Source organism: Saccharothrix sabaoui (genome assembly GCF_051756985.1).
Classification (GTDB): Bacteria; Actinomycetota; Actinomycetes; order Mycobacteriales; family Pseudonocardiaceae; genus Actinosynnema.
Window position 1 is genome coordinate 25563 of the sequence record NZ_JBPKJK010000053.1, and the last position, 21830, is coordinate 47392.

17 protein-coding genes are annotated in these 21830 nt (G+C 76.2%); 11 read left to right on the forward strand and 6 right to left on the reverse strand.

The features are described from left to right. Position 1 precedes the first annotated feature (1 nt). The 6 genes from ACR807_RS18520 to ACR807_RS18545 all read left to right on the forward strand — a co-directional run bounded on the left by ACR807_RS18520 (position 2) and on the right by ACR807_RS18545 (position 8760). Positions 2-412: a GPW/gp25 family protein gene (locus tag ACR807_RS18520; protein ID WP_438922586.1), complete on the forward strand. Its 411-nt coding sequence runs from the start codon at positions 2-4 to the stop codon at positions 410-412. Beyond that, positions 412-2352, forward strand: coding sequence for a putative baseplate assembly protein (locus ACR807_RS18525; RefSeq protein WP_438922587.1), 1941 nt, complete (start codon positions 412-414; stop codon positions 2350-2352). Before ACR807_RS18520 ends, ACR807_RS18525 begins: the two co-directional genes overlap by 1 nt. After that, entirely contained in the window at positions 2349-2876 is a 528-nt protein-coding gene (locus ACR807_RS18530; protein WP_438922588.1) for a phage tail protein, read from the forward strand. Before ACR807_RS18525 ends, ACR807_RS18530 begins: the two co-directional genes overlap by 4 nt. Positions 2877-3277: 401 nt before the next feature. Beyond that, positions 3278-4090 (forward strand): NADase-type glycan-binding domain-containing protein, encoded by an 813-nt coding sequence (locus tag ACR807_RS18535; protein ID WP_438922589.1) that lies wholly within the window; start codon positions 3278-3280, stop codon positions 4088-4090. Between the two features lie 4 nt (positions 4091-4094). Beyond that, on the forward strand, positions 4095-7280 hold the full coding sequence (locus ACR807_RS18540) for an HYR domain-containing protein (RefSeq protein WP_438922590.1): 3186 nt from the start codon (positions 4095-4097) through the stop codon (positions 7278-7280). Between the two features lie 172 nt (positions 7281-7452). After that, a complete protein-coding gene (locus ACR807_RS18545; protein ID WP_438922591.1) occupies positions 7453-8760 on the forward strand; it encodes a hypothetical protein in 1308 nt (435 codons plus the stop codon). Positions 8761-8823: 63 nt separating this feature from the next. Here the strand turns inward: ACR807_RS18545 and ACR807_RS18550 are convergent, their stop codons facing one another. From ACR807_RS18550 to ACR807_RS18560, 3 genes are all read right to left on the reverse strand, one after another. Next, a complete protein-coding gene (locus tag ACR807_RS18550) occupies positions 8824-9447 on the reverse strand; it encodes a helix-turn-helix transcriptional regulator (protein WP_438922592.1) in 624 nt (207 codons plus the stop codon). A 67-nt stretch (positions 9448-9514) separates the two neighbouring features. Continuing rightward, positions 9515-10189 (reverse strand): response regulator, encoded by a 675-nt coding sequence (locus ACR807_RS18555; protein WP_438922593.1) that lies wholly within the window; start codon positions 10187-10189, stop codon positions 9515-9517. A 6-nt stretch (positions 10190-10195) separates the two neighbouring features. Continuing rightward, positions 10196-10849, reverse strand: a complete 654-nt coding sequence (locus tag ACR807_RS18560; RefSeq protein WP_438922594.1) for a sensor histidine kinase — start codon at positions 10847-10849, stop codon at positions 10196-10198. A 186-nt stretch (positions 10850-11035) separates the two neighbouring features. Between ACR807_RS18560 and ACR807_RS18565 the strand changes: the two genes are divergently transcribed. After that, a complete protein-coding gene (locus ACR807_RS18565) occupies positions 11036-12043 on the forward strand; it encodes a radical SAM protein (protein ID WP_438922595.1) in 1008 nt (335 codons plus the stop codon). A gap of 79 nt (positions 12044-12122) precedes the next feature. On the opposite strand, the gene ACR807_RS18570 is transcribed toward ACR807_RS18565, so the two are convergent. Further along, entirely contained in the window at positions 12123-13106 is a 984-nt protein-coding gene (locus ACR807_RS18570; protein ID WP_438922596.1) for a PHP domain-containing protein, read from the reverse strand. Positions 13107-13282: 176 nt separating this feature from the next. Here ACR807_RS18570 and ACR807_RS18575 point away from each other — a divergent pair, with 176 nt between their 5' ends. After that, complete coding sequence (locus tag ACR807_RS18575) at positions 13283-13915, forward strand: TetR/AcrR family transcriptional regulator (RefSeq protein WP_438922597.1); 633 nt, start codon at positions 13283-13285, stop codon at positions 13913-13915. A gap of 27 nt (positions 13916-13942) precedes the next feature. Here ACR807_RS18575 and ACR807_RS18580 read toward each other — a convergent pair whose 3' ends face one another. Together ACR807_RS18580 and ACR807_RS18585 are read right to left on the reverse strand one after the other, a co-directional pair. After that, positions 13943-14416, reverse strand: a complete 474-nt coding sequence (locus ACR807_RS18580; protein WP_438922598.1) for an SRPBCC family protein — start codon at positions 14414-14416, stop codon at positions 13943-13945. A gap of 222 nt (positions 14417-14638) precedes the next feature. Beyond that, positions 14639-15850, reverse strand: a complete 1212-nt coding sequence (locus ACR807_RS18585) for a serine hydrolase domain-containing protein (RefSeq protein ID WP_438922599.1) — start codon at positions 15848-15850, stop codon at positions 14639-14641. 116 nt (positions 15851-15966) lie between these two features. Here ACR807_RS18585 and ACR807_RS18590 point away from each other — a divergent pair, with 116 nt between their 5' ends. From ACR807_RS18590 to ACR807_RS18600, 3 genes are all read left to right on the forward strand, one after another. Then, a complete protein-coding gene (locus tag ACR807_RS18590; protein ID WP_438922600.1) occupies positions 15967-18714 on the forward strand; it encodes an ATP-binding protein in 2748 nt (915 codons plus the stop codon). Positions 18715-18929: 215 nt separating this feature from the next. Then, a complete protein-coding gene (locus tag ACR807_RS18595) occupies positions 18930-19580 on the forward strand; it encodes a zinc-binding dehydrogenase (protein ID WP_438922601.1) in 651 nt (216 codons plus the stop codon). Between the two features lie 66 nt (positions 19581-19646). Next, positions 19647-21755 (forward strand): molybdopterin-dependent oxidoreductase, encoded by a 2109-nt coding sequence (locus ACR807_RS18600; RefSeq protein WP_438922602.1) that lies wholly within the window; start codon positions 19647-19649, stop codon positions 21753-21755. Positions 21756-21830: the final 75 nt, after the last annotated feature.

Sequence of the window (21830 nt, forward strand, 5' to 3'; positions counted from 1 at the left end):
GGTGGACTTCATCGGTCGCGGCCTGGCGTTCCCCGTGCACACCGACGCCACCGGTTCCGTCGCGCTGGTCGGCGGTGAGCGCGAGATCGTGGAGAGCATCCGGCTGATCCTGGCCACCGCGCCGGGCGAGCGCCCGATGCGGCCGGAGTTCGGCTGCGCCATCCACGACCTGGTGTTCGCGCCCGCCGACGCCGCCACCGCCGGGCGCATCGCCTACGAGGTGCGGCTGTCGCTGGAGCGCTGGGAGCCCCGCATCACGCTCGCCGACGTGTCCGTCGGCTTCGACGAGGTCGACCGCGGCACCCTGCTCATCGACATCCGGTACGCGCTGCGCGGCACGAACGACCCGCGCAACCTGGTGTTCCCCTTCTACGTCATCCCGCCGCACGAGGCCGACGAGGAGGGCGCCTGATGTCGCTGCCCACGCCGAACCTGGACGACCGCCGCTTCCAGGACCTCGTGGACGAGGCCAAGCGCCGCGTCCAGCAGCACTGTCCCGAGTGGACGGACCACAACGTGTCCGACCCCGGCGTGACCATGATCGAGGCGTTCGCGCACATGGTCGACGAGCTGCTCTACCGGCTCAACCGCGTGCCCGACCTGCACTACCTGCGCTTCCTCGACCTCATCGGGGTGAAGCTGTTCCCGCCCACGGCGGCGCGCGGCGACGTCACGTTCTGGCTGTCCGCCTCGCGCGAGGTGCCCGTCGTGGTGCCCGCCGGCGCACAGGTCGCCACCGAGCGCAGCGAGGTCGAGGACCCGGTCGTGTTCACCGTCGACCGCGAGCTGGCGATCGTGCCGTGCTCCCTCGCGCACCTGGTCACGGCGGTCGCCGGCCTCGACGTCCCGCCCGCCGACCGCACCGACGAGCTGCGCGACGGCAAGCAGCCCGAGGTGTTCGCCGACCCGCCCGCCACCGGCGACGCGGTGCTGTTCGGGCTGTCCGACGCCGTGCCGGGGTGCGCGGTGCTGCTGCGCGTCGAGGCGCACGCCGAGGGCCGCGGCGTCGACCCGCGCGACCCGCCGTGGTCGTGGGAGGCGTGGAACGGCACCGGCTGGAGCCCGTGCGAGGTCGACCGCGACACCACCGGCGGTTTCAACCAGCCCGGCGACGTGGTGCTGCACGTCCCGCACGCGCACGCCGCGTCCGTCATCGCCCGGCACCGCGCCGGCTGGCTGCGCTGCCGCGCCGTCGAACCGGCGCCCGACCGGCCGTTCTACCAGCGCCCGCCGCGCCTGGTGTCGGTCGAGGCGTCCACCATCGGCGGCACCACCGGGGCCACCCACGCCGACGTCGTGCGCGACGAGACCGTCGGCGTGTCCGAGGGCGTGCCCGGCCAGCGGTTCCCGCTCGCCCGCACCCCCGTCGTGGTCGACGACGACGCGCTCGTCGTGGAGGTCGCCACGCCCGACGGCTGGGAGCGCTGGACCGAGGTGCGGTCGTTCGCCGAGTCCGGCCCCGAGGACCGGCACGTCGTGCTCGACCGGGTCGGCGGCGAGGTCGTCTTCGGCCCCGCCGTGCGGCAGCCGGGCGGCGGGGTGCGCCGGTACGGGGCCGTGCCCGCGAAGTCGGCCGCGATCCGCGTCCCCGGGTACCGCACCGGCGGCGGGCTGCGCGGCAACGTCGCGCGCGGGCTGCTCCAGGTCCAGCGCGACCCCGTGCCGTTCGTCAGCACGGTCGCCAACCGCAGGCCCATGTCCGGCGGCGTGGCGGGGGAGGGCGTGCGCGACGCGGCCCTGCGCGGCCCCCTGCTGCTGCGCACCCGCGACCGCGCGGTGACCGCCGAGGACTACGAGCTGCTGACCCGCGAGGCCGCGCCCGAGATCGCCCGCGTGCGGTGCGTGCCCGCCGGGCCGTCGTCGACGGCGGTGCGGGTGCTGGTCGTGCCCGCCGTCGGGGTGAACGAGGAGGCGGACTTCGCCGCGCTCCAGCCCGGCGCGGACGTGCGCGGGCGCATCGAGCGGTTCCTGGAGCAGCGGCGCTGCGTCGGCGCGCGGGTGTCCGTCGAACCGCCCTTCTACCAGGGCGTCACGGTGGTGGCTCGGCTCGGGGCCAGGGCCGGGACGCCGGAGGACGTGCTGCGGGCGCGGGCCGTGCAGGCGCTGTACGACTACTTCAACCCGGTCAGCGGCGGCCCCGAGGGCGGCGGGTGGCCGTTCGGGCGGCCCGTGCAGTCCGGCGAGGTGTTCGCCGTGCTCCAGCGGTTGACCGGCGTCGAGCTGGTCGAGGAGATCAAGCTGTTCGGCGCGAACCCGGTGACGGGGGAGCGCGGCACCGCGGTGGCCAGGCTGGAGCTGCCGCCCAACGGCCTCGCGTTCTCCTACGGGCACCAGGTGCGGGTGGCGCGGTGACCGCCCCGGCCGCGACCCCGCACCCGCTGGCCGACCGGCTGCCCGCGGTGTACCTGGAGGACCTGTTCACGCAGCGGTTCCTGGCCGCGCTCGACGAGGTGCTCGCGCCGGTGTTCACGACCCTCGACGGGTTCGCGTGCCACCTCGACCCGAGGGTGGCCCCCGAGGACTTCCTCGACTGGCTCGCGCACTGGGTGGCGCTGGACGTCGGCGAGGGCTGGTCGGTGCTCCAGCGGCGGGTGCTGGTGGCGCGGGCCGTGGAGCTGCACCGGTGGCGCGGCACGCGGCGCGGGCTGGCCGAGCGGGTGTCGCTGCTGACCGGCGGGCAGGTGGAGGTGCGCGACAGCGGTGGCGTGACCTCGACCGACCGGCCGGGGCAGCCGGTGGCGGAGAACCCGGCGGGGGTGCACGTCAGGGTGCGCGTGCCACGACCGGGCGCGGTGGACCGGACCCGGCTGTTCGCGGCCATCGCCTCGGCGGTGCCCGCGCACGTCGCGGTGGAGCTGGAGGTGGTGGGGGCATGATCGTGTGCGCGCAGTGCGGCGAGGGCAACGCGCCGGGCTCGGAGTTCTGCGGGGCCTGCGGGACGTACCTGGAGTGGGAACGCGCCCCCGCGCCGCAGCCCGTGCCGGACCGGCCGGTGCCGGGCCGGGACCCGCGTCCTCCACCACCCGCGAACCCGGACCCCGGCTTCGCCCCACCCACGTCCCCAGGACCCGGTTGTCCATCACCGGACCGGTCGGGGCCGGGCTTCGCGCCACTCACGCCCCAGGGGCCCGGTTGTCCATCACCGGACCGATCGGGTCCGGGTTTCCCACCACTCACACCCCACAGCCCCGGTTATCCATCACCAGACCAGTCGGGTCCCGGCTTCCCGCCACCCGGCGCCCCCGCGGCGGCCCCGCCTCCCCGGCAGCCGGGAGCCGTGCAGCCCACCGAGGCGACCCAGGGCGGCGGCCCGCACCGGCCCCGGCTCACCGAGCGCCGCCGACCGCAGCCCGGCGACCTGGTCTGCGGCCAGTGCGGCGAGGCCAACGCGCCCACCCGCAGGTTCTGCTCCCGCTGCGGCTCGGACCTCGTCGAGTCCCGGGCGGTGGCGGAGAAGTGGTGGCGCCGCCTGCTGCCGCGACGCGCCCCCGCCAAGGCCGGCACCCGGCACCGCCGCCGCACCGGCGCGGCCCGCCGCGGTATCGGGCGGGCGCTGCGCTGGTCGTTCCTCGTGGCGCTGCTCGGCGCGGTCGGCGCGTACGGGCTCGTGCCCGCCGTCCGCGGCGAGGTCAACGCCTGGGCCGCCGCGCGGGTGAAGCAGGTGCGGGGCATCACCGACCTGACCCCGGTCCGCCCCACCGCCGTCACGGCCACCGCCGAGTCGCCGGACCACCCGCCGCTGCTGGCCGCCGACAACGCGAAGAACACGTTCTGGCTCGCCCCGGTCGAACCGGTCCCGCCCGCGCTGGTGCTGGACTTCGGCCGCGAGGTGGACCTGCGGGAGGCGATCGTGCGGGTGGGCGACCCGGACGACTTCCAGGCCGCGCACCGCCCCCGGACGCTGCACCTCGTCTACTCGACCGGGAAGACGTTCGACATCGCCGTCGCCGACACCCCCGACGAGCAGAAGGTCGGGATCGGGAACAGCGCCGGGGCGGTCAAGGTCGAGGTGCACGTGGTGGAGCTGCACCGCTCGCTGCGCGGCGACCAGGTCGCGCTCGCCGAGATCGAGTTCTTCGCGACGGGATGACGTGATGAGACACGTGGCGACGGCCGCCGTCCTGCTGGCCGGGCTCCTGCTGACCGACCAGCCCCGCGCGGCGCGGGCCCAGGACGACCCGCTCGCCCCCTACCGCGTGGGCGTCTCGCGCGGCTACCCGGGCGACATCTGGAGCACGGACCCGAACGGCGGCGACGCGCGCCGGGCCACCGCCACCGCCGACCCCGACGACTCGGAGCCCGCGTACTCGCCCGATGGCACGCTGCTCGCCCGCACCGCGGCCGACGACGACGGCCGGACGCGCGTGGTCGTCTCGAACGCCGACGGCACGGACCCGCGCCCGCTCAGCGACCGCGCCGAGCGGCAGCCGTCGTGGTCCCCGGACGGCACGGTGCTCGCGGTCACCGACGACGAGGGCGTCGCCCTCGTCCGGGTGGCCGACGGCGCGGTGCTCGGCCGCGTCCCGGGCGCGCCGCACCTGGGTGCGGAGGACCGCGACCCGGCGTGGTCGCCCGCCGGCGACGCGGTCGCGTTCACCCGCGACTCCCTCGACCCGCGCACCCCGCGCGTCACGCCGTTCACCGTCGGGGCGTCCACGCCCACCGGTTTCACCACAACGGCCACCGTGCGCACACCGATCGTGCCGACGAAACCCGAGATCGTGTTCCTGCTCGACACGACCGAGTCGATGGGGTCCACGATCGAGAACGTCCGCGCGGACCTGCGGGCGGTGCTGGACGACATCGCCGAGACCGAGACCGGGGCCCGCTTCGGCCTGGCGACCTTCCAGGACAACCTGCCGGACGACCGCCGCTTCGAGCTGCTGAGCGACCTGGGCGACGCGGCGGCGGTGCAGCGGGCACTCTGGGACCTGGTGTTCGAACCCGGGCACGGCGGCGACCCGCCCGAGGACTGGTTCAACGCGCTGCACGAGCTGTCCCGGGGCGTGGGCGAGGACGGCGAGTACGAGGTGTTCGACACCCCCGGGACGAGCCGGATAGTCGTGCTGGTGGGCGACGCGAGCAGCCACGAGTGCGTGCCGACCCCGGTCCCGTCCGGCGAACCCCGCCTGCGCGCCGCGCCGCCGCCGGTGGCGGAACCGGCCGAGTGCCGCGGCTACTGGCAGCGGAGGACGGTCCTGGAGGACCTGACCAGCCGGGCGGGCGACCCCGAACCGCGCGGCGTGCGCGTCGTCGGCGTCCCCGTGATCACCGGGAACGCCGAGGGCCTGGACCGCCTCGGCCAGGCCGCCGAGATCACCGGCCGGACCGGCGGGGCGCTGGTCGAGGCGGGCGCCCCGCCGGACCGGGTCGTCGCGGCCATCCGGCGGGGCATCGCGCAGGTCCCGGTGGCCGTGCGGCCCGTCGCCGAGTGCCCGGAGGGCGTCTCGGTGTCCTTCGAGCCGCGCGAGGCCGTCGCCGCCGGCGACACCGACGTCACGTTCACCGAGACCGTGCGGTTCACCGATCCCGGCCCCGGCCGGTCGCGGGACGCCGCCCTCGGCGACGCCCGCTGCACGGTCCGGTTCCTGTTCGACGGCCGCGAACCCGACCGGCCGCACGAGCAGCACCTGGACGTCACCCGCGCCGACGGCCCCACGGTGGTCGTGGCCGCGAACGCCGCCCCGAGCCCGACCGGAGCGCCCGTGCCGGTCGCCTTCACCGCCACCGCGGCCGACGCGGCGGGCACAGCGCTCACCCCGCGCTGCGACGCGGTGCCCGGCGCCCTGTTCCCGGTCGGCCTGACCACCGTCACCTGCGCCGCCACCGACGCCGCCGGCCGCACGGCCACCGCCCGCACGCTGCTCACCGTCTACTCCCCGGACGACGACGAGTCCCGCCGGGGCGTGTGGCTCGCCCGGCTCGCGGGCACGGCGGTGCGCGGCCAGGTCGAGCTGTCCCGCCTGTTCGCCGAGGGCTGCGCGGGGTACGAGGACCAGCCCGACTGGTCGCCCGACGGCAACCGGCTCGTCTACCGGCACGAGGGCGGGCTGTGCGTGGCGGACGCGTCCGGCGCGAACGCCGCGCGCGTCGCCGACGACGCGAACGCCCCCGCGTGGTCGCCGGACGGCGCGCGGATCGCGTTCCACCGCTACGAGGGCGGCGAAGGACCGGGGCGCGTGTGGACGATCGCGCCGAGCGGCGGCGACGAGGTCGAACTGGTCTCCTTCGGCGACGACGGCGTCCGCCAACCCGCCTTCCAGCGCCTGCCCGACCTGCGGCTGACCGGGACGGCCGCGCCCGCGGACGTGGTGTTCGGCGGCACGACGACGGTGCGCCTGCGGGTGGTCAACGCGGGCCTGGCCGCGCGGGAGGCCGACCTGGCGCTCACCGCGCCCGCCGGGCTGCGCGTCGACGCCACCGCCACCACCTCCGGCTCCTGCACGCCGACCGGCTGCGCGCTGGGCCGGCTCGCGCCCGGCGCGGGCGCCGAGGTGACCGTCACCCTCACCGGTGTCGCGGCGGGCGGGCAGGTGCTCACCGCCGCCGTGCCGCCGGACGTCAACCCGGCCGACAACCGGGTGGACGTGCCGGTGACCGTGGCCGAGGAGGTCCGGCCGCCGGACAACCCCGGGTCGCTGTCGCTGGCCGTGGCCGCCGCGCCGGCGGAGGGCTTCGTCGGCGGTGACGACGTGGTGCTGTCCTACCGGGTGCGCAACGGCTCGCCCGCGCCGATGACCGACGTCGCCGTGGTCACCGCCCTGCCGCCGCAGCTGCTGCCCGCCACCTCGCCGTGCGCGGCGACGTGCCCGATCGGCGTGCTCGCCCCCGGCCAGGAGGCCGAGGTGCGGGTCGTGCTGCCCGCGAGGGCCGCCGCGGACACGACGGCGGGCGGGTCGGTGGTGGGCACCGGCCCGGACAGCGACGCGGCCGACAACACGGCGGTGGCGCGCGTCCTGGTGCGGCAGCCCGAGGTGGCCGTCGAACCGGGCGTCGGCCCCACCGGGTCCGTGCCGCGCGCCACCGGCAGGGGCTTCCCCGCCGGGGCCACCGTGGCGCTGACCTGGACGCTCGGCATCTCCGAGTCCCCGGGCACCGTCCCGGTCGGCGGCGACGGGACGTTCGACGCGCAGTTCCCGGTGTTCCACAACGACCTCATCGGCCCCCGGCGGCTGGAGGCGACCGCGACCGCCGGCCCCCGGTTCGGCCCGGTCCGGTCGGCGGAGTTCCTGGTCGTGCCCAGGACCCTGCAACCACCCGACTTCGCGTCCCGCGAGTGACCGCCGCCCGACGACCACCGCCGCCTGACGCCCGACGACCGCCGCCACCCGCCACCCGACGACCGCCGCCACCCGGACGACCGGGCCGCTGCCCGCAGGGGCAGCACCCGCCGCACCGCCACCCACCCCCGGGCCGGTGCCCGAACCGACCAGACCACCGGAGGATCGACCCATGGGCGCAACCGCGACGCTGTCCGCCACCGGCCTGACCGTGGCGCCCGGCGAAGACGTCACCTGCACGGTGGTCGTGCGCAACACCGGTGACCTGGTCGACGAGTTCACCGTGGACGTGGTCGGCGACGCGGCGGGGTGGGTCGCCGCGGAACCGGCCTCGGTGAGCCTCGTCCCCCGCGCGTCCGCCTCGGTCGTCGTGCGGTTCGCGCCGCCGCGCACGGCCGAGGTGGCCGCGGGGCCGGTGCCGTTCGGCATCCGGGTCGCCTCCCGCGAGGACCCGTACGGGTCGGTCGTCGAGGAGGGCGTGGTCGAGGTCGGCGGGTTCACCGACCTGACCGCCGAACTCGTGCCCACCAAGGTCGAGGCGGGCTCGCGCGGCCGGTTCGAGCTGGCCGTCGACAACGTCGGCAACCACCCGCTCGCGGTGCGGCTGCACGCGGCCGACCCGGACGGCGAGCTGGAGTTCCGGTTCGAGCGCGGCGACGTGCACCTCGCGCCCGGCACGGCGGCGTTCGTCAAGTTCGTCGTGAAGCCGCGCGACACGTTCCTGCGCGGGCCGTCCCGAACCCGGCCGTTCCGGGTGGACGTCGTGCCCAGCACGGGGGAGGCGCTCACCGCCAACGGCACGTTCGTGCAGCGGCAGCTGATGCCCCGGTGGCTGCTGCCCGCGCTCCTCGCGCTCCTGGCGCTCGCCGCCGTCCTGGTCGCCCTGTGGTTCACCGTGCTCAAACCCGCCGTGAAGTCCGCCGCGCGGGAGGCCGCGACCCAGCAGGCCGGCGAGGTGAAGGCCGTCGCCGAGCAGGCGCAGGCCGGCGCCGGCGAGGCGCGGGAGGAGGCCCGGCAGGCCAACGCGCGGGCCGCCGAGGCCATGCAGGAGGTCGGGCTCGACCCGGAGGCCGCGCCCGGCTCGCCGCCCACCTCCAAGGCGCCGCCCGCCGCGGGCGAGCTGCCCGGCGAGCCCACCGATTTCCGGGTCGCCGCCGACGCGGCCGTCGTGGCGAACCCCGCCCTGTTCGCCGACTTCACGTTCACCCCGCCGGAGGACAAGGCGCTGCTGGTGTCCGACATCGTGCTCCAGAACCCGCGCGGCGACACGGGCACCGTGCGCGTGCTGCGGGAGGCGGGCGGGGAGCGCAGCGTGCTGCTGGAGGTCGGCCTGGCCAACTTCCGCGACCTCGACCGGCACTACGTGGAGCCGTTGAGCTTCAAGAAGGGCGAGAAGGTCGTCGTGCAGGTGAGCTGCCAGAACCCGGCCGGGAAGGGGAACTGCACACCGTCGGTGTCCTTCTCCGGCCGGGCGCTGTGAACGCCCCGGGCGCTGTGACCGATGCGCCGGGCGCTGCGGACGACGCCCCCGGGTCGGCCTCGCTCAGATCAGCCCCTCGCGCAGGGCGAACGCCACCGCGTGCGCCCGGTTGCGGAGCTGGAACCGGTTGGTGACGTCGTGCAGGATCGACTTGACCGTGCGCTGGGAGTAGCACAGCTTCTCGGCGATCTCCCGGGTCTCGAAGCCGTCGGCGATCAGCCGCAGCACCTCCGTCTCCCGGTCGGACATGCCCGCCATGCTCCAGCCGTTCGGGTTGAGCACGTTGCGCTGCAACCGCGACACCCGGTCCAGCAGCCTGCCCAGCAGGTCGGGCGGCAGCGTGCCCTGGCCGGCCGCGGTCGCCCGCACCAGGCGCACCAGCGTGTCGGGCGTCGCGTCGGACCGGCGCACCACCGCGGACACGCCGCTGCTGACCACGTTCAGCAGCTCCGGGTCGGCGATGTCGCCCGCCACCAGCACGATGCCCGCGCTGCCCGGCGCCTGGAGCCTGCGCAGCAGCTGCTGCGCCTCGCCGTCCATGCGCTCCAGGACGACCAGCGCCACCGGCGCGTCCTCGCCCGGCTCCACCAGCCGGACCTCCGGGCGCGACCGCAGCGCCGCGGTCACCCCCGCCCTCGTGATCGAGTCCGCCGCGTGCAGGACCACCGCGATCTGCTCACCGCTCATGTCGTGCTCCCCGCCTCGTGCCCCCGATGGGCCTGCGGCAATCGTCGCGACCCGACGTGTCCCGGCACTATGGGCCGGGTGTCCCGATGTGTCCCGACCCGTCGCCCAGACCGGCCTGCCTGGCCCGGGACACGGCCTGGGCGCGGTCGGCGACGTGCAGCTTGCGCAGGATGTTCGACACGTGGTTGCGCACCGTCTTCGGGCTGAGCACCAGCAGCCGGGCGATGGCCGCGTTGCCCGTGCCGCCGGCCATGAGCCGCAGCACCTCCCGCTCCCGCGAGGTCAGCTCCGGGAACGCCTCGGCCCGCTCGGCCGGCGCGCTGCCGAAGTAGGCGAGCAGCCGCACCGCGATGGCCGGGCTGAAGATCGCCTCGCCCTCGCCGACGGCCCGCACCGCCCGCACGATCTGCTGCGGCCTCGACCCCTTGAGCAGGTAGCCCAGCGCGCCCGCGCGCATCGCGGCGAACACCGACTCGTCGTCGTCGAACATGGTCAGCACCAGCACCCGCACCCCGGCGTCGTGCGCCACGATCCGCCGCGTCGCCTCCACCCCGCCCAGGTCGGGCATGTTCAGGTCCATCACCACGACGTCCGGGCACAGCGCCGCGGCCATCGACACCGCCACCACGCCGCCGGGCGCCTCGCCGACCAGCTCCAGGCCGGGCGCGCCGGCGAGCGCGGTGGCCAGGCCGTAGCGGAACAGCGGGTGGTCGTCCACCACGAGCGCCCGCAGCGGCGGCACGCCCGCTCACGCCCCGCCCGCGGCCGGCAGGTCCGCGCAGACCCGGGTGCCGCCGGCGTCGACGTGCTCCACGCGCCACGTGCCGCCGACCTCGCGCGCCCGCTCGTCCATCGACCGCAGGCCCACGCCGTCGTCCCGCCCCGCCGCCGGGCACCCCGGGCCGAGGTTCCCGACGCCGTCGTCGACGATCTCGACGTGCAGCCCGCCGGCGAACCACAGCCGCACCGCGCAGTGCCGCGCGCCCGCGTGCCGCACCACGTTCGTCACCGCCTCGCACACGATCCGGTAGGCCGCGACCTGCACCGCCACCGGCAGCTCCGGCAGCCCGTCGCAGTGCACGTCCACCCGCACCGGCTGCCGGTCGGTCAGCGTCGCCACGTGCGCCCGCACCGCGTCCGCCAGGCCGAGCCGGGCCACCGCCGCCGGGCACGCGCCCGCGGCCAGCCTGCGGATCTCGTCCACCGCCGTGTGGACCTCCTCCTCCAGCCGGGCCAGCAGCCGGCCGGCCGAGGCCGGGTCGTTCGGCGCGAGGTGCCGCGCGGCGCGCAGCCCCAGCGCGACGGCGGCCAGCGCCGGCCCCAGCCCGTCGTGGAGGTCGCGCAGGAGCCGGCGCCGCGCCTCGTCGGCGGCGTCGGCGGGAACGGTGAACTCGCGGCGCATGCCCCCTCCCCACTGGGTGAGCGCTCGTGTCGCCTCGCTAGGGGAGTCGTCGGCGTGCGACGCGCCGTTTCACGACCTGCCGAGGTTCCCACTTACGAGGGAATGAGCAGTGCTTCGGTGACGGATAGACGTATTTGCGCGTCCACTCGGCCCTCCATATGGATATCCGAGACGCTGGAGGGTGGCATGGCGGGGCACACCGGCGGCCGAGCGGTGCTGCAAGTGCACCCGACCAGGCTGTGCAACCTGCGCTGCCTGCACTGCTACTCCAGCTCGGGCCCGGACGTCGCCGAGTCCGTGCCCATCGGCGTCCTCGCCCGGGTCGTGCGCGACGCCGCCGGGTTCGGCTACGACGTGCTCAACGTGTCGGGCGGCGAACCGTTCCTCTACCCGGAGCTGCCCGCCCTGCTGCGGGCCGCGCGGGACGCCGGGATGCGCACGACGGTCACCACGAACGGGGTGGCGCTGACGCAGCGCCGCATCGGGCTGGTGCGCGGCCTCGTGGACCTCGTCGCGGTGTCCCTCGACGGCGACCGCGCCACGCACGACCGCATCCGCGACCAGGGCGGCGCGTTCGAGAAGGCGCTGGCCGGCATCCGCAGGCTCACCGAGGCGGGCATCCCGGTCGGCGTGATCACCACCCTCACCCAGGGCAACGCCACCCAGCTCGGCGACGTGGCGCTCGCCGCCTCCGGGTCCGGCGCGCTGCTGCTCCAGGTGCACCCGCTCGAACCGGAGGGCGCGGCCAACCGCCTGATGGCCGGGGAGCGCCCCGACGCCGTCGAGCTGGCCTACGCGGCGGTCGAGCTGGGCCGCATCGCCGAGGAGCACGGCATGGCCGTGCAGCTCGACGCCGTGCCGCGCACGATGCTGGCCCGCCGCCCGGAGGCGTTCATGGCCGTCCCGGTCGAGGACGGGCAGCCGCTCGGCTCCTGGCTCACGCCGCTGGTGGTCGAGGCCAACGGCGCGGCCGTGCCGGTGTCCTACGGCTTCGACCGCCGCTACGCGCTGGGCAACGTGCAGGACCGCTCGCTGGCCGACCTGGTGGGCGACTGGGACCCCGCCCCGTTCCTGGCCCTGTGCCGCGCCACGTGGCAGCGCCTGGTGGACGGCCGCACCGGGCCGCTCGTGCCGTGGTACGGCCACCTGGTGCGCGCCTCCCGGGTGCGCCGCTCCGCCACCGCCGGCCGCTGACCGCCCCCGCCCGTCCCCTCCCGCCCGTCCCCGCTTGCTCCCTCCCGCCCGCTCCCGTTCCCTCCCTTCACACACCGACTCACCGCGCGAGGAACTCGTCCACCCCCAGCGCGTTGATCACCCGGTCGGGCGTCACCCCGCACTCCTCGGCCCGCTCGCACCCGAACGACAGCCAGTCGAGCTGACCGGGCGCGTGGGCGTCGCTGTCGATCGCGAACGAGCACCCCATCGCCACCGCCAGCCGCAGCAGCCTGCCCGGCGGGTCGCGGCGCTCCGGGCGCGAGTTGACCTCCACCGCCGTGCCGGCCTCGGCGCACGCGTCGAACACCGCCTCCGGGTCGAACTCCGACTCGGGCCGCCCCTTGCCGGTGACCAGCCGCCCGGTGCAGTGGCCCAGCACGTCGACGTGCGGGTTGGACACCGCCTCGACCATCCGCCGGGTCATCTCGGGCCCGGGCATCCGCAGCTTCGAGTGGACGCTCGCGACCACCACGTCCAGCTCCGCCAACAGGTCCTCGTGCTGGTCGAGCGAGCCGTCGTCGAGGACGTCCACCTCGATCCCGGTCAGCACCCGGAACGGGGCCAGCTCCTCGTTCAGCGCCGCCACCACGTCCAGCTGCCGGCGCAACCGGTCGACCGACAACCCGTTCGCGACGGTGAGGCGCGGCGAGTGGTCGGTGAGCGCCACCCACTCGTGGCCGAGGTCGCGGGCCGCCTCCGCCATCTCCCGGACCGGGCTGCCGCCGTCCGACCAGTCGGAGTGGGTGTGGCAGTCGCCCTTGAGCGCCTCGCGCAGCTCCCGCCCGCCGACGACCGGTTCCCGCACCCGCGCCAGGTAGGACGGTTCCCGCCCGGCCAGGGCGTCGGTGATCACCCCGGCGGTGGACTTGCCGATGCCCGGCAGGTCGGTGAGCGTCCCGTCCCCGGCGCGCCGCTCCAGCTCGCCGTCGGCGAGCCCCGCCACGACGTCCGCGGCCCGGCGGAACGCCCTGACCCGGTACGTGGGTTCGCCCGCGCGCTCCAGCTGGAACGCCACCTGCCGCAATGCCCAGAGGGGGTCCACCCGTCCTGTTCTACCGCGCCCGCGCGCGGTCCGCGAACCGCGCGCGGGCGCGGTGGACCGATGACCCGGTGGTCGGGTGGCCCATGACCGGGTGGTCGGGCGACCTGCTCTCGACTTGGCACCGTTGCCCTCGCGGACCTTGCGACCGCCGGGCCGCCCGCCCCAGGATGTCCGCCATGTCCCCACGTGCCGGCACGGTCGGGTCGCGGCGCAGGCCCAGCAAGGGCGACCTCACCTCCCAGGCGATCCTGGACACCGCCGAGCGGTTGTTGCAGACGCGTTCGCTGGACGACATCGCGGTCGACGAGCTCGCCTCGGGCGCGGGCATCTCCCGGTCGACGTTCTACTTCCACTTCGCGTCGCGCGAAGCCGTGCTGCACGCGCTGTCCGGCGCGGTCCTCGACGCCGTCTACGAGTCGGCGTCGTCCTGGCTGCGGCGCGGCAGCGAACCGCCGGAGGACTCGATCCGCCGGGCGCTGGGCGCGAGCCTCGCCCTGTGGCGCAGGCACGGGCCGGTGCTGCGGGCCGCCGTCCGCGCCCGGGACACGGACCCGTCGATGCGCGAGTTCTGGGCCGGGGTGGCGAGGCGGTTCATCGACTCCACCGCGGGGCAGATCGACATCGAGCGGGCCGCCGGCGCCGCGCCGCCCGGCCCGGACGCCCGCGCGCTGGCCACGATCCTGGTGCAGATGAACGAGCAGGCGTTCCTGACGCGCTCGCGGTCCCGCCGTTCGGCGGCGAAGGACCGGGAGCTGGTCGACACCCTCACCTGCGTGTGGCTGAGGTCGGTGTACGGCATGACCCAGTAGCCACTCCCGCCTCACCCGTCCCCGGTCTCACCCGTCCCCGCCCCCCACCAGGTCGGTCAACCGGTCGAGCGAGGCGTCCATCGCCACCGCCGCCCGGCGACGGCCGAACGCGCTGAGCAGCACACCCCGCAACGCCGACACCGGCACCTGGAGCAACCGCAGGCGCACCACCGTGCCGCCGTCCCCGGTGGGCGCCAGCTCCACCCGGAACTCGGTGCGCAGGGCCAAGCGCGGCGCGGGCCGCCCGTCGAGGCGCTCCGCGACGTGCCGCCACGCGATGACCGCCGGCCGCCGGAACTCCACGACCTCCTGGTCGACCTCGGACGCGCGGCCGTCCCACCGGCCGTGCAGCGTGCGCCGCTCGCCGCGCCCCGCGCCGGACGTGACGTCCACGCGCTCGCAGCCCGCGAGCCAGGCCGCCGCCCCCGCCGCCCGCGACACCACCTGCCACACCCGCTCAGGCGACGCCGCCACCCGCCTCCAGCGCACGACCTCGATCACCGAGCCATGCTAACCACCCCGAGAGTCCAACCCCCAGGCCCCGAGAGTCCAACGTCCAGGTCGCGAGAGTCCAACGTCCAGGCCCGGTGAGTTCTACGCTCAGGACCCCGTGAGCCCGGCGTCCGCGTCCTGAACGCAGAACTCAGGGGTCCTGAGCGTTGGACTCTCGGGTCCTGGGCGTTGGACTCTCGAGGTCTGAGCGTTGGACTCTCGGGGGCGGGGTCAGCGGTACCAGGGGCCGTTGGGGGCCTGGCGGTGGCCCAGCGCGCGGTAGGTGGCGTCCACAAGGGACTGTCCGCGCTCGTTGACCCCGACGCCCGGCCCCATCCGCGTCATCACGTACCCGAACGACATGCGCGCCGCCGGCGACGCGAAACCGAGCGACCCGCCCATGCCCGAGTGGCCGAACGCGTCCTCCGCCAGCACCACGCCCCGGTCGGCCGGCGGCAGGTGGCGGTTGCCGACCGACTTCATGAACCCCAGCGAGAACCGGGTGGGCGTCAGCAGCATCTCGTCGAACCCGGCGGACTCCACGGCCGACATGACCGCGACCTGCCCCTCGTCGACCAGCCGCACGCCGTTGTACTCGCCGCCCAGCGCCAGCGGCCGGTACATCTGCGCCAACCCCCGTGCGTTGGCCATCCCGCCCACGGACCCGTACTCCGCGGCGTGCGCCTCACGCGTGCCGGACGCCGCCGCGTACCCGCCGTCGTTGGTCAGCAGCAACGCCTGCACCGACGCCGGCTCGGCCATCGCCCGCCGGTACAGGCTCGCGACCGGCGACCCCGGCACCGGCGGCAGGGTCGGCGCGACGAGCGGTTCCAGGTCCTCCGGCAGCCTGAGCCAGAAGTCCAGCGCCAGCGGCCCGGACACCTCCTTCTCGAAGAACTCGGCCAGCCCCGTCCCGCTGACCCGCCGCACGACCTCGCCGACCAGGTGCCCGAACGTCAGCGCGTGGTAGCCGTGCCGCGTGCCCGGCTCCCAGAACGGCTCCTGCCGGGCCAGCGCGCCCGCCGTCGCCGCCCAGTCGAACATCAGGCCCGGCGGGGCGGGCTCGCGCAGCGCGGCCAACCCCGCCCGGTGCGACAGCAGGTCCCGCACGAGCGTCGTCGCCCCCGCCACAGTGCCGCCCGACCCCGCGCCGCCGAACTCCGGCCAGTAGCGGGTCACCGGCGCGTCCAGGTCCAGCTCGCCGCGCGAGGCCAGCACGTGCGCGCACAGCGCGGTCGCGCCCTTGGTGCACGACCACACGTGCGTGATGGTGTCCTCGCGCCACGGCCGCCCGCCCGCGTCACCGCCCCACAGGTCGACGACGGTCTCCCCGTCGACCGTCACGTGCACGCCCGCGCCCTCCTCACCCCGGTGCGCGAAGTTGGCCTCGAACTCGGCGCGGACCTCGGCGAAATCGTCGTGGCAGGTGCCCTGGACCGTCATCGACCCTCCCGGTGCGGCGGTGGTGGGAGTCCATGCCACCACCGTGAGCCATGACACGTGAGTAGGGATTCCTCAGTCGGTAGGGTGAAACGTCCCCAACGACGGGAGGCCGCCCCTTGTCCTCCTCAGGTCGCGCGTTCTTCGGCAGGGAGCGCGAGCTGGCGACCGTCGCCGACGCGGTGGCCCGGGTGCCCGCGGCGGGCGTGGTCGCCGTCGTCGTGTCGGGGGAGCCGGGGATCGGCAAGTCGAGCCTGCTGGCGCAGGCGCGCGCCGGGCTGCGCGACCGGGGCTGCGCGGTGCTGGCCGCCGAGTCCGACGACGTGAGCAGGCGCATCCCGTACGCCGCGGTCGCCACCGCCCTGCGGTCGTGCCCCGGCACGGCGGGGGAGGCCGAGGCGCTGGTCCCGGCGGGCGTGCCGGACGCGGGCTGGTTCGGCCGGGCGTGCGAGCGGGTCGCCCGCGCCCTCACCGCGCTCGCCGCCGACCGGCCCGCCGCGCTCGTCCTCGACGACCTCGACCGCGCCGACGACGACTCGCTGGCGATGCTCGCCGTCGTGCTGCGCCGGGTCACCGCCGCGCCGCTGGTGCTGCTGGCCGCGACCCGCTCGCACCACGTCAACGGCGGCGTGGACGAGCTGCTGGACCGGCTGGAGCGGCACGCCGAGGTGGTGCGGCTGGAGCTGGCCCCGCTCGGCGGCGGCGAGGTGGCGCGGATCGTGGAGTCGGTGCTGGGCGCGCCGGTGGACGACGGCCTGGCGCACGAGGTGTGCCGGCGGGCCGACGGCAACCCGTTCTTCGCGGAGGAGATCGCCCGGTCGCTGCGCGAGCTGGACCTGGTGGAGGTCACCGGTGACCGCGCGCGGCTGACCGTGTCGCCGACCGCGATCCGGCTCACCCGGCGCGAGGCGGTGCTGCGCCGGGTCGCCCCGCTGGACCGCGACACGCGTGCGGTGGCACGGGCCGTGTCGGTGTTCCGGCGGGTGCGGCTGGACCGGATCGGGCTGCTCGCGCGGGTCGCGTCGCTGCCCGAGGACAGCGTGGTGGCCGCGTTCGACGAGCTGCTGCGCGCCCGCATCGTCGTGCGCGACGCCGACCGCGGCTACCGGTTCTCGCACGCCCTGGTCGGCGAGGCGCTGTACCAGGAGATCGGGCCCGCGCAGCGCCGCCACCTGCACAGCCTCGTCAGCGCCCGGCTGCTGGAGGACCTCGACCGCGGCCTGTCGACCGACGAGCTGGAACTCGCCTGGCACCTGGCCGAGTCCGCGCCGCCCGGCGACCTGCGCGCGGTGCGGGTCATGGCGCGGGCCGCCGACGCCAACCGCGCGACCGCGCCGGAGACGGCGGCGGCGCTGTGCGCGCGGGCGCTGGAGCTGCTGCCGGTGGCCGCGCCGGAACGCGGCGCGCTGCTCGCCTCCCAGTGCCGGGCGCTGGCCCACGCGTCCCGCCCGGCCGCCGCCGTCGCACCCGGCCTGGCCGCGCTGGAGGCCCTGCCGCCCGGCCCCGAGCGGTCGCGGTGCGCGGTCGTCGTGCTCAGCAGCCTGTTCCTGGTCGGCAGGCTGGACGAGGCGCTGCGGCTGGCCGACGCCGAGCTGGCCGCCGGCGACGCGCCCGCCGCGCTGCACGCCCAGCGCGCGTTGCTGCTGGTCTTCACCGGGCGGCACGCCGACGCGCTCGCCGAGGCCGAGCGCACCGAGGCCATGCCGGTCACCTCCGCCGCCGAGGGCGTCGTGGTGTTCGACCGGCTGGTCGTGATCACGTCGATGCTGTTCCGGCACGACAAGACCGTCGAGTACGCCAACCGCGCGCTGCGCGCCGCCGACCAGCCGGCGCTGGAGCTGCAGGCGCTGGCGGTGGGCGCGTCGACCGGGGCGCTCGCCGGGCTGGTGCACGACGCGTCGTGGCGGCTGCGGCGGGCCGAGGAGCTGCGCGAGCGCGCGGGCGGGCACGCGTTCCGCGGCGAGCTGGAGATGGCGGGCGTGGCGCTGGACTGGTTCGGCGGCGAGTGGGACGCCTGCCTCGAACGCCTCGGGCGGGCCGCCGCCGAGCTGGAGGCCCGGCAGGAGCTGATGATGCTGCACGGCCTGCGCGCCATCGAGCTGGAGGTGCGCACGTGGCGCGGCGAGCTGGACGTGGCCGCCCGGCTGGCCCGGCTCGACCCGCCGACCAGCCCGAACATGGCGCGGCTGCACGCGTTGGCGATGTCCGGCTACCTGGCCGCGCGCGGTGACGCGGAAGGCGCCCGCACGACGCTCGTGGAGGCCGTGGCGCCCGACGGCGCGTCCGCGTACAGCTGCGTGCTGCTGGCCAGGCTGGTCGAGCTGGACCTGGCGCACGACCGGGTCGACGGGGCCCGCGAGGTCCTGGCGCGCCTGCGGGTCGTGTCGGCGGACCGGGTGTCACCGTGGACCCGCACCGCCGTGCGCCGGGTGGCGGGGCTGGTCGAGCGCGACCCGGACGTGCTGCGGGACGCGGTGCGCGAGGCGGAGGCGGGCGGCCTGGTGTTCGAACGCGCCCGCGCCCAGCTGGCCCTCGGCTCGCTGACCCCCGCCGTGCCCGACCTCCTCGACGCGCACGCCGTCTTCACCCGCCTGGGCGCGCACGGCCTGCGCCGCCAGGCCGGTGCCCGCCTGCGCGACCTCGGTGCCAAGGTGCCGCGCGCCCGCGCCAAGCCCCCCGGCCTCCTCACCGAGGCCGAGGCCAACGTGGCGCGCCTCGTGCAGCAGGGCATGCGCAACCGCGACATCGCCGCGGCCCTGCACTACAGCCCGCGCACCATCGAGGTCTACCTCTCCCGCGTCTACGCGAAGCTCAACGTCAGCTCCCGCCTGGAACTGGCCCGAGCCCTGGACGCCCGCCCCTCCTGACCCGCGAGAGTCCAACCTCCAGGTCCCGAGAGTCCAACCTCCAGGCCCCCTGAGTTCTACGTCCAGGACCTCCGCGGGCCCGGTATCCGCGTCCTGAACGCAGAACTCAGAGGGCCTGAGCGTTGGACTCTCGGGACCTGGGCGTTGGACTCTCGGCTTAGTTGTCGTGGAGTCACGACTAACTCGCGGGTAACCGGGGCGTGTTGCCTGGGCACGTGGAGGTCGTCGAGGTCGCGGGTCGGCGGGCGCTGGCGCTCGGCGGCGTCGCGCACCCGCTGCCCGCCGGCCTCGGTGACGAGGCCGCGCTCGACCTGGCCCGGCACGGCCTCACCGCGTGGCACCTGCTGCGCACGTGCGCCCACCTGCGGCGCGGCGAGGCGGTGCTGGTGCACGACGCGGGCGGCCCGGTCGGCGTCCTGGTCGTGCAGCTCGCGGTGAGCTTCGGCGCGGGCCGGGTGGTCGCCACCGCGCCCACCCAGGCGCAGCGGCGGCTCGCGGTGCGGCTCGGCGCGGACGTCGCGGTCGACCCCGCCGGGCCGGACCTGACCGGGCGGCTGCTCGCCGACGGCCCGGTGGACGTCGTGGTCGGCGGCCCGGTGGAGGACGCGCTGGCCGTGCTGGCGCCGTTCGGCCGCCTGGTCGGGCACGGCGAACCGCTCGCGGTGGACCCGGTGCGGCTCGGGTCGCGCGCCGTCGCGGGCTTCCGGCTCGACGACTGCCTGGCCCGGCCGGGGATGGTGGCCGCCGCGCTGAGCGAGCTGACCGGGCTGACCTCGGCGGGACGGCTGCGGCCGTGCGCGGGCCGCCGGGACGGCCACCCGAACGGCCACCCGAACGGCCACCTGAACGACCGCCCGAACGACTAGCCACAACGGACCGGCGGGAACGGGCCGGCGAGGAACGGACCGGCGAGGAACGACGGGGGAGAAGGCATGCGCACCGCTCACACCACCTGCCCGCTGTGCGAGGCGACGTGCGGGTTGGAGCTGACGCTCGACGGCGACCGGATCACGGCCGTGCGCGGCGACCGGCAGGACACCTTCAGCCGCGGTTTCCTGTGCCCGAAGGGCGCGTCCCTGGGCGCGCTGGACGCCGACCCCGACCGGCTGCGCACCCCGCTGATCAGGACGGGCGGCGAGCTGCGGCCGGCGTCGTGGCGCGAGGCGTTCACCTACGTCGACAGCCGGCTCACCTCGACCACCGCCGAGCACGGCCGCGACGCCGTCGCCCTCTACCTGGGCAACCCGACCGTGCACTCGCTCGCCGGCGCGCTGCACGCGCCCGCCCTGCGCAAGGCACTGGGCACCCGCAACGTGTTCACCGCGTCCACCGTCGACCAGATGCCGAAGCACGTCGCGTGCGGCCTGCTGTTCGGCGGCCCCTACACGATCCCGGTGCCGGACATCGACCGCACGGACTTCCTGCTGCTGCTCGGCACGGACCCGTTCTCCTCCAACGGCAGCCTGTGGACGGTGCCCGACGCGCCGGGCAGGCTGCGGGCGCTGCGGGCGCGCGGCGGGGCGTTCACGGTGGTCGACCCGCGCCGCAGCCGCACCGCCGCCGCGGCCGACCAGCACGTGCCGATCCGCCCCGGCGCCGACGTGTTCCTGTTGTTCGCCCTGGTCAACGAATTGTTCACGGCCGACCTCGTCGACCTGGGCGACCTCGCCGGGCACGTGGTCGGCGTGGACGGCGTCCGCGCGCTGGCCCGCCCCTTCACGCCGGCGGCGGTGGCCGCGCGGTGCGGCGTCGAGGCCCACGTCATCCGCGACCTGGCGCACCGGCTCGCCGCCGCGCCGAGGGCCGCCGTGCACGGCCGGATCGGCACCACCACCGTCGAGTTCGGCACGGTCGCCAGCTGGCTGGTCGACGTCCTCAACGTCCTCACCGGCAACCTGGACCGGCCCGGCGGCGCGATGTTCCCGCTGCCCGCGCACGCCCGCCGCGGCACGGGCACCGGCAGGGGGTTCACCACCGGCCGGTGGCGCAGCCGGGTGCGGGACCTGCCGGAGGTGGCGGGCGAACTCCCCGTCGCCACGCTCGCCGACGAGATCGAGACCCCCGGGCCGGGCCAGGTGCGGGCGCTGATCACGGTGGCGGGCAACCCCGCGCTGTCCGCGCCGAACTCCGACCGCCTCGACGCGGCCCTCGCGAGCCTGGACCTCGTCGTGTCGGTCGACCCGTACCTCAACGAGACGACCCGGCACGCGCACGTCGTCCTGCCCCCACCGCCGCCGAGCCAACGCGCGCACTACGACCTGGTGTTCTCCGCGCACGCCGTGCGCAACGTCGCGAAGTACTCGCGCCCCGCCGCGCCCCTCGCCGACGGCGCGCTCGACGAGGGCGACATCCTGCTGCGGCTCACCGCCATCGCCGCCGGCCTCGGCCCGGACGCCGACCTGCACGCGCTCGTCGGCACGTCCCCGTCCGACGAGCTGACCCGCGACGAGCAGCTCCTCGACGCCCGCCTGCGCGGGGGCGCGCACGCCCTGTCGGTGGAGGCCCTGCTCGACCACCCGCACGGCCTCGACCTCGGCCCCCTCACCGCCCGCCTGCCGGAGGTCCTGCGCACGCCCTCCGGCCGGGTCGAGCTGTGCCCGGGGCCGATCGCGGACGACGTGCCGCGCGTCCTGGCCGCCCTCACCGCGCCCCGCGACGGCCTGGTCCTCGTCGGCCGCCGCCACCTGCGGACCAACAACTCGTGGCTGCACAACGTGCCCGCCCTGGTGAAGGGCCGGCTGTGCACGCTGCTGGTCAACCCGGACGACGCGCGGCGGCTCGGCCTGGTCGACGGCGGCACGGCCCGCGTCGCGTCGCGCGTCGGCGAGGTCGAGGCGACCGTGGAGGTCAGCGCCGACCTGACCGCGGGCGTGGTGAGCCTGCCGCACGGCTGGGGCCACGACCGGCCGGGCACCCGCCTCGCCACGGCCTCGGCGCACCCCGGCGTGAACGTCAACCGGCTCACCGACGACCACGCCCTGGACCCGCTGTCCGGCACCGCCGTGCTCAACGGCGTCCCCGTGCACGTCAGCCCCGCCTGAAGCCACTCGCCGAAGCCCGCACCAGACCGCCCAGCACAGCACCGCCCAGCACCGCACAGCTCAGTGAGGAGCACC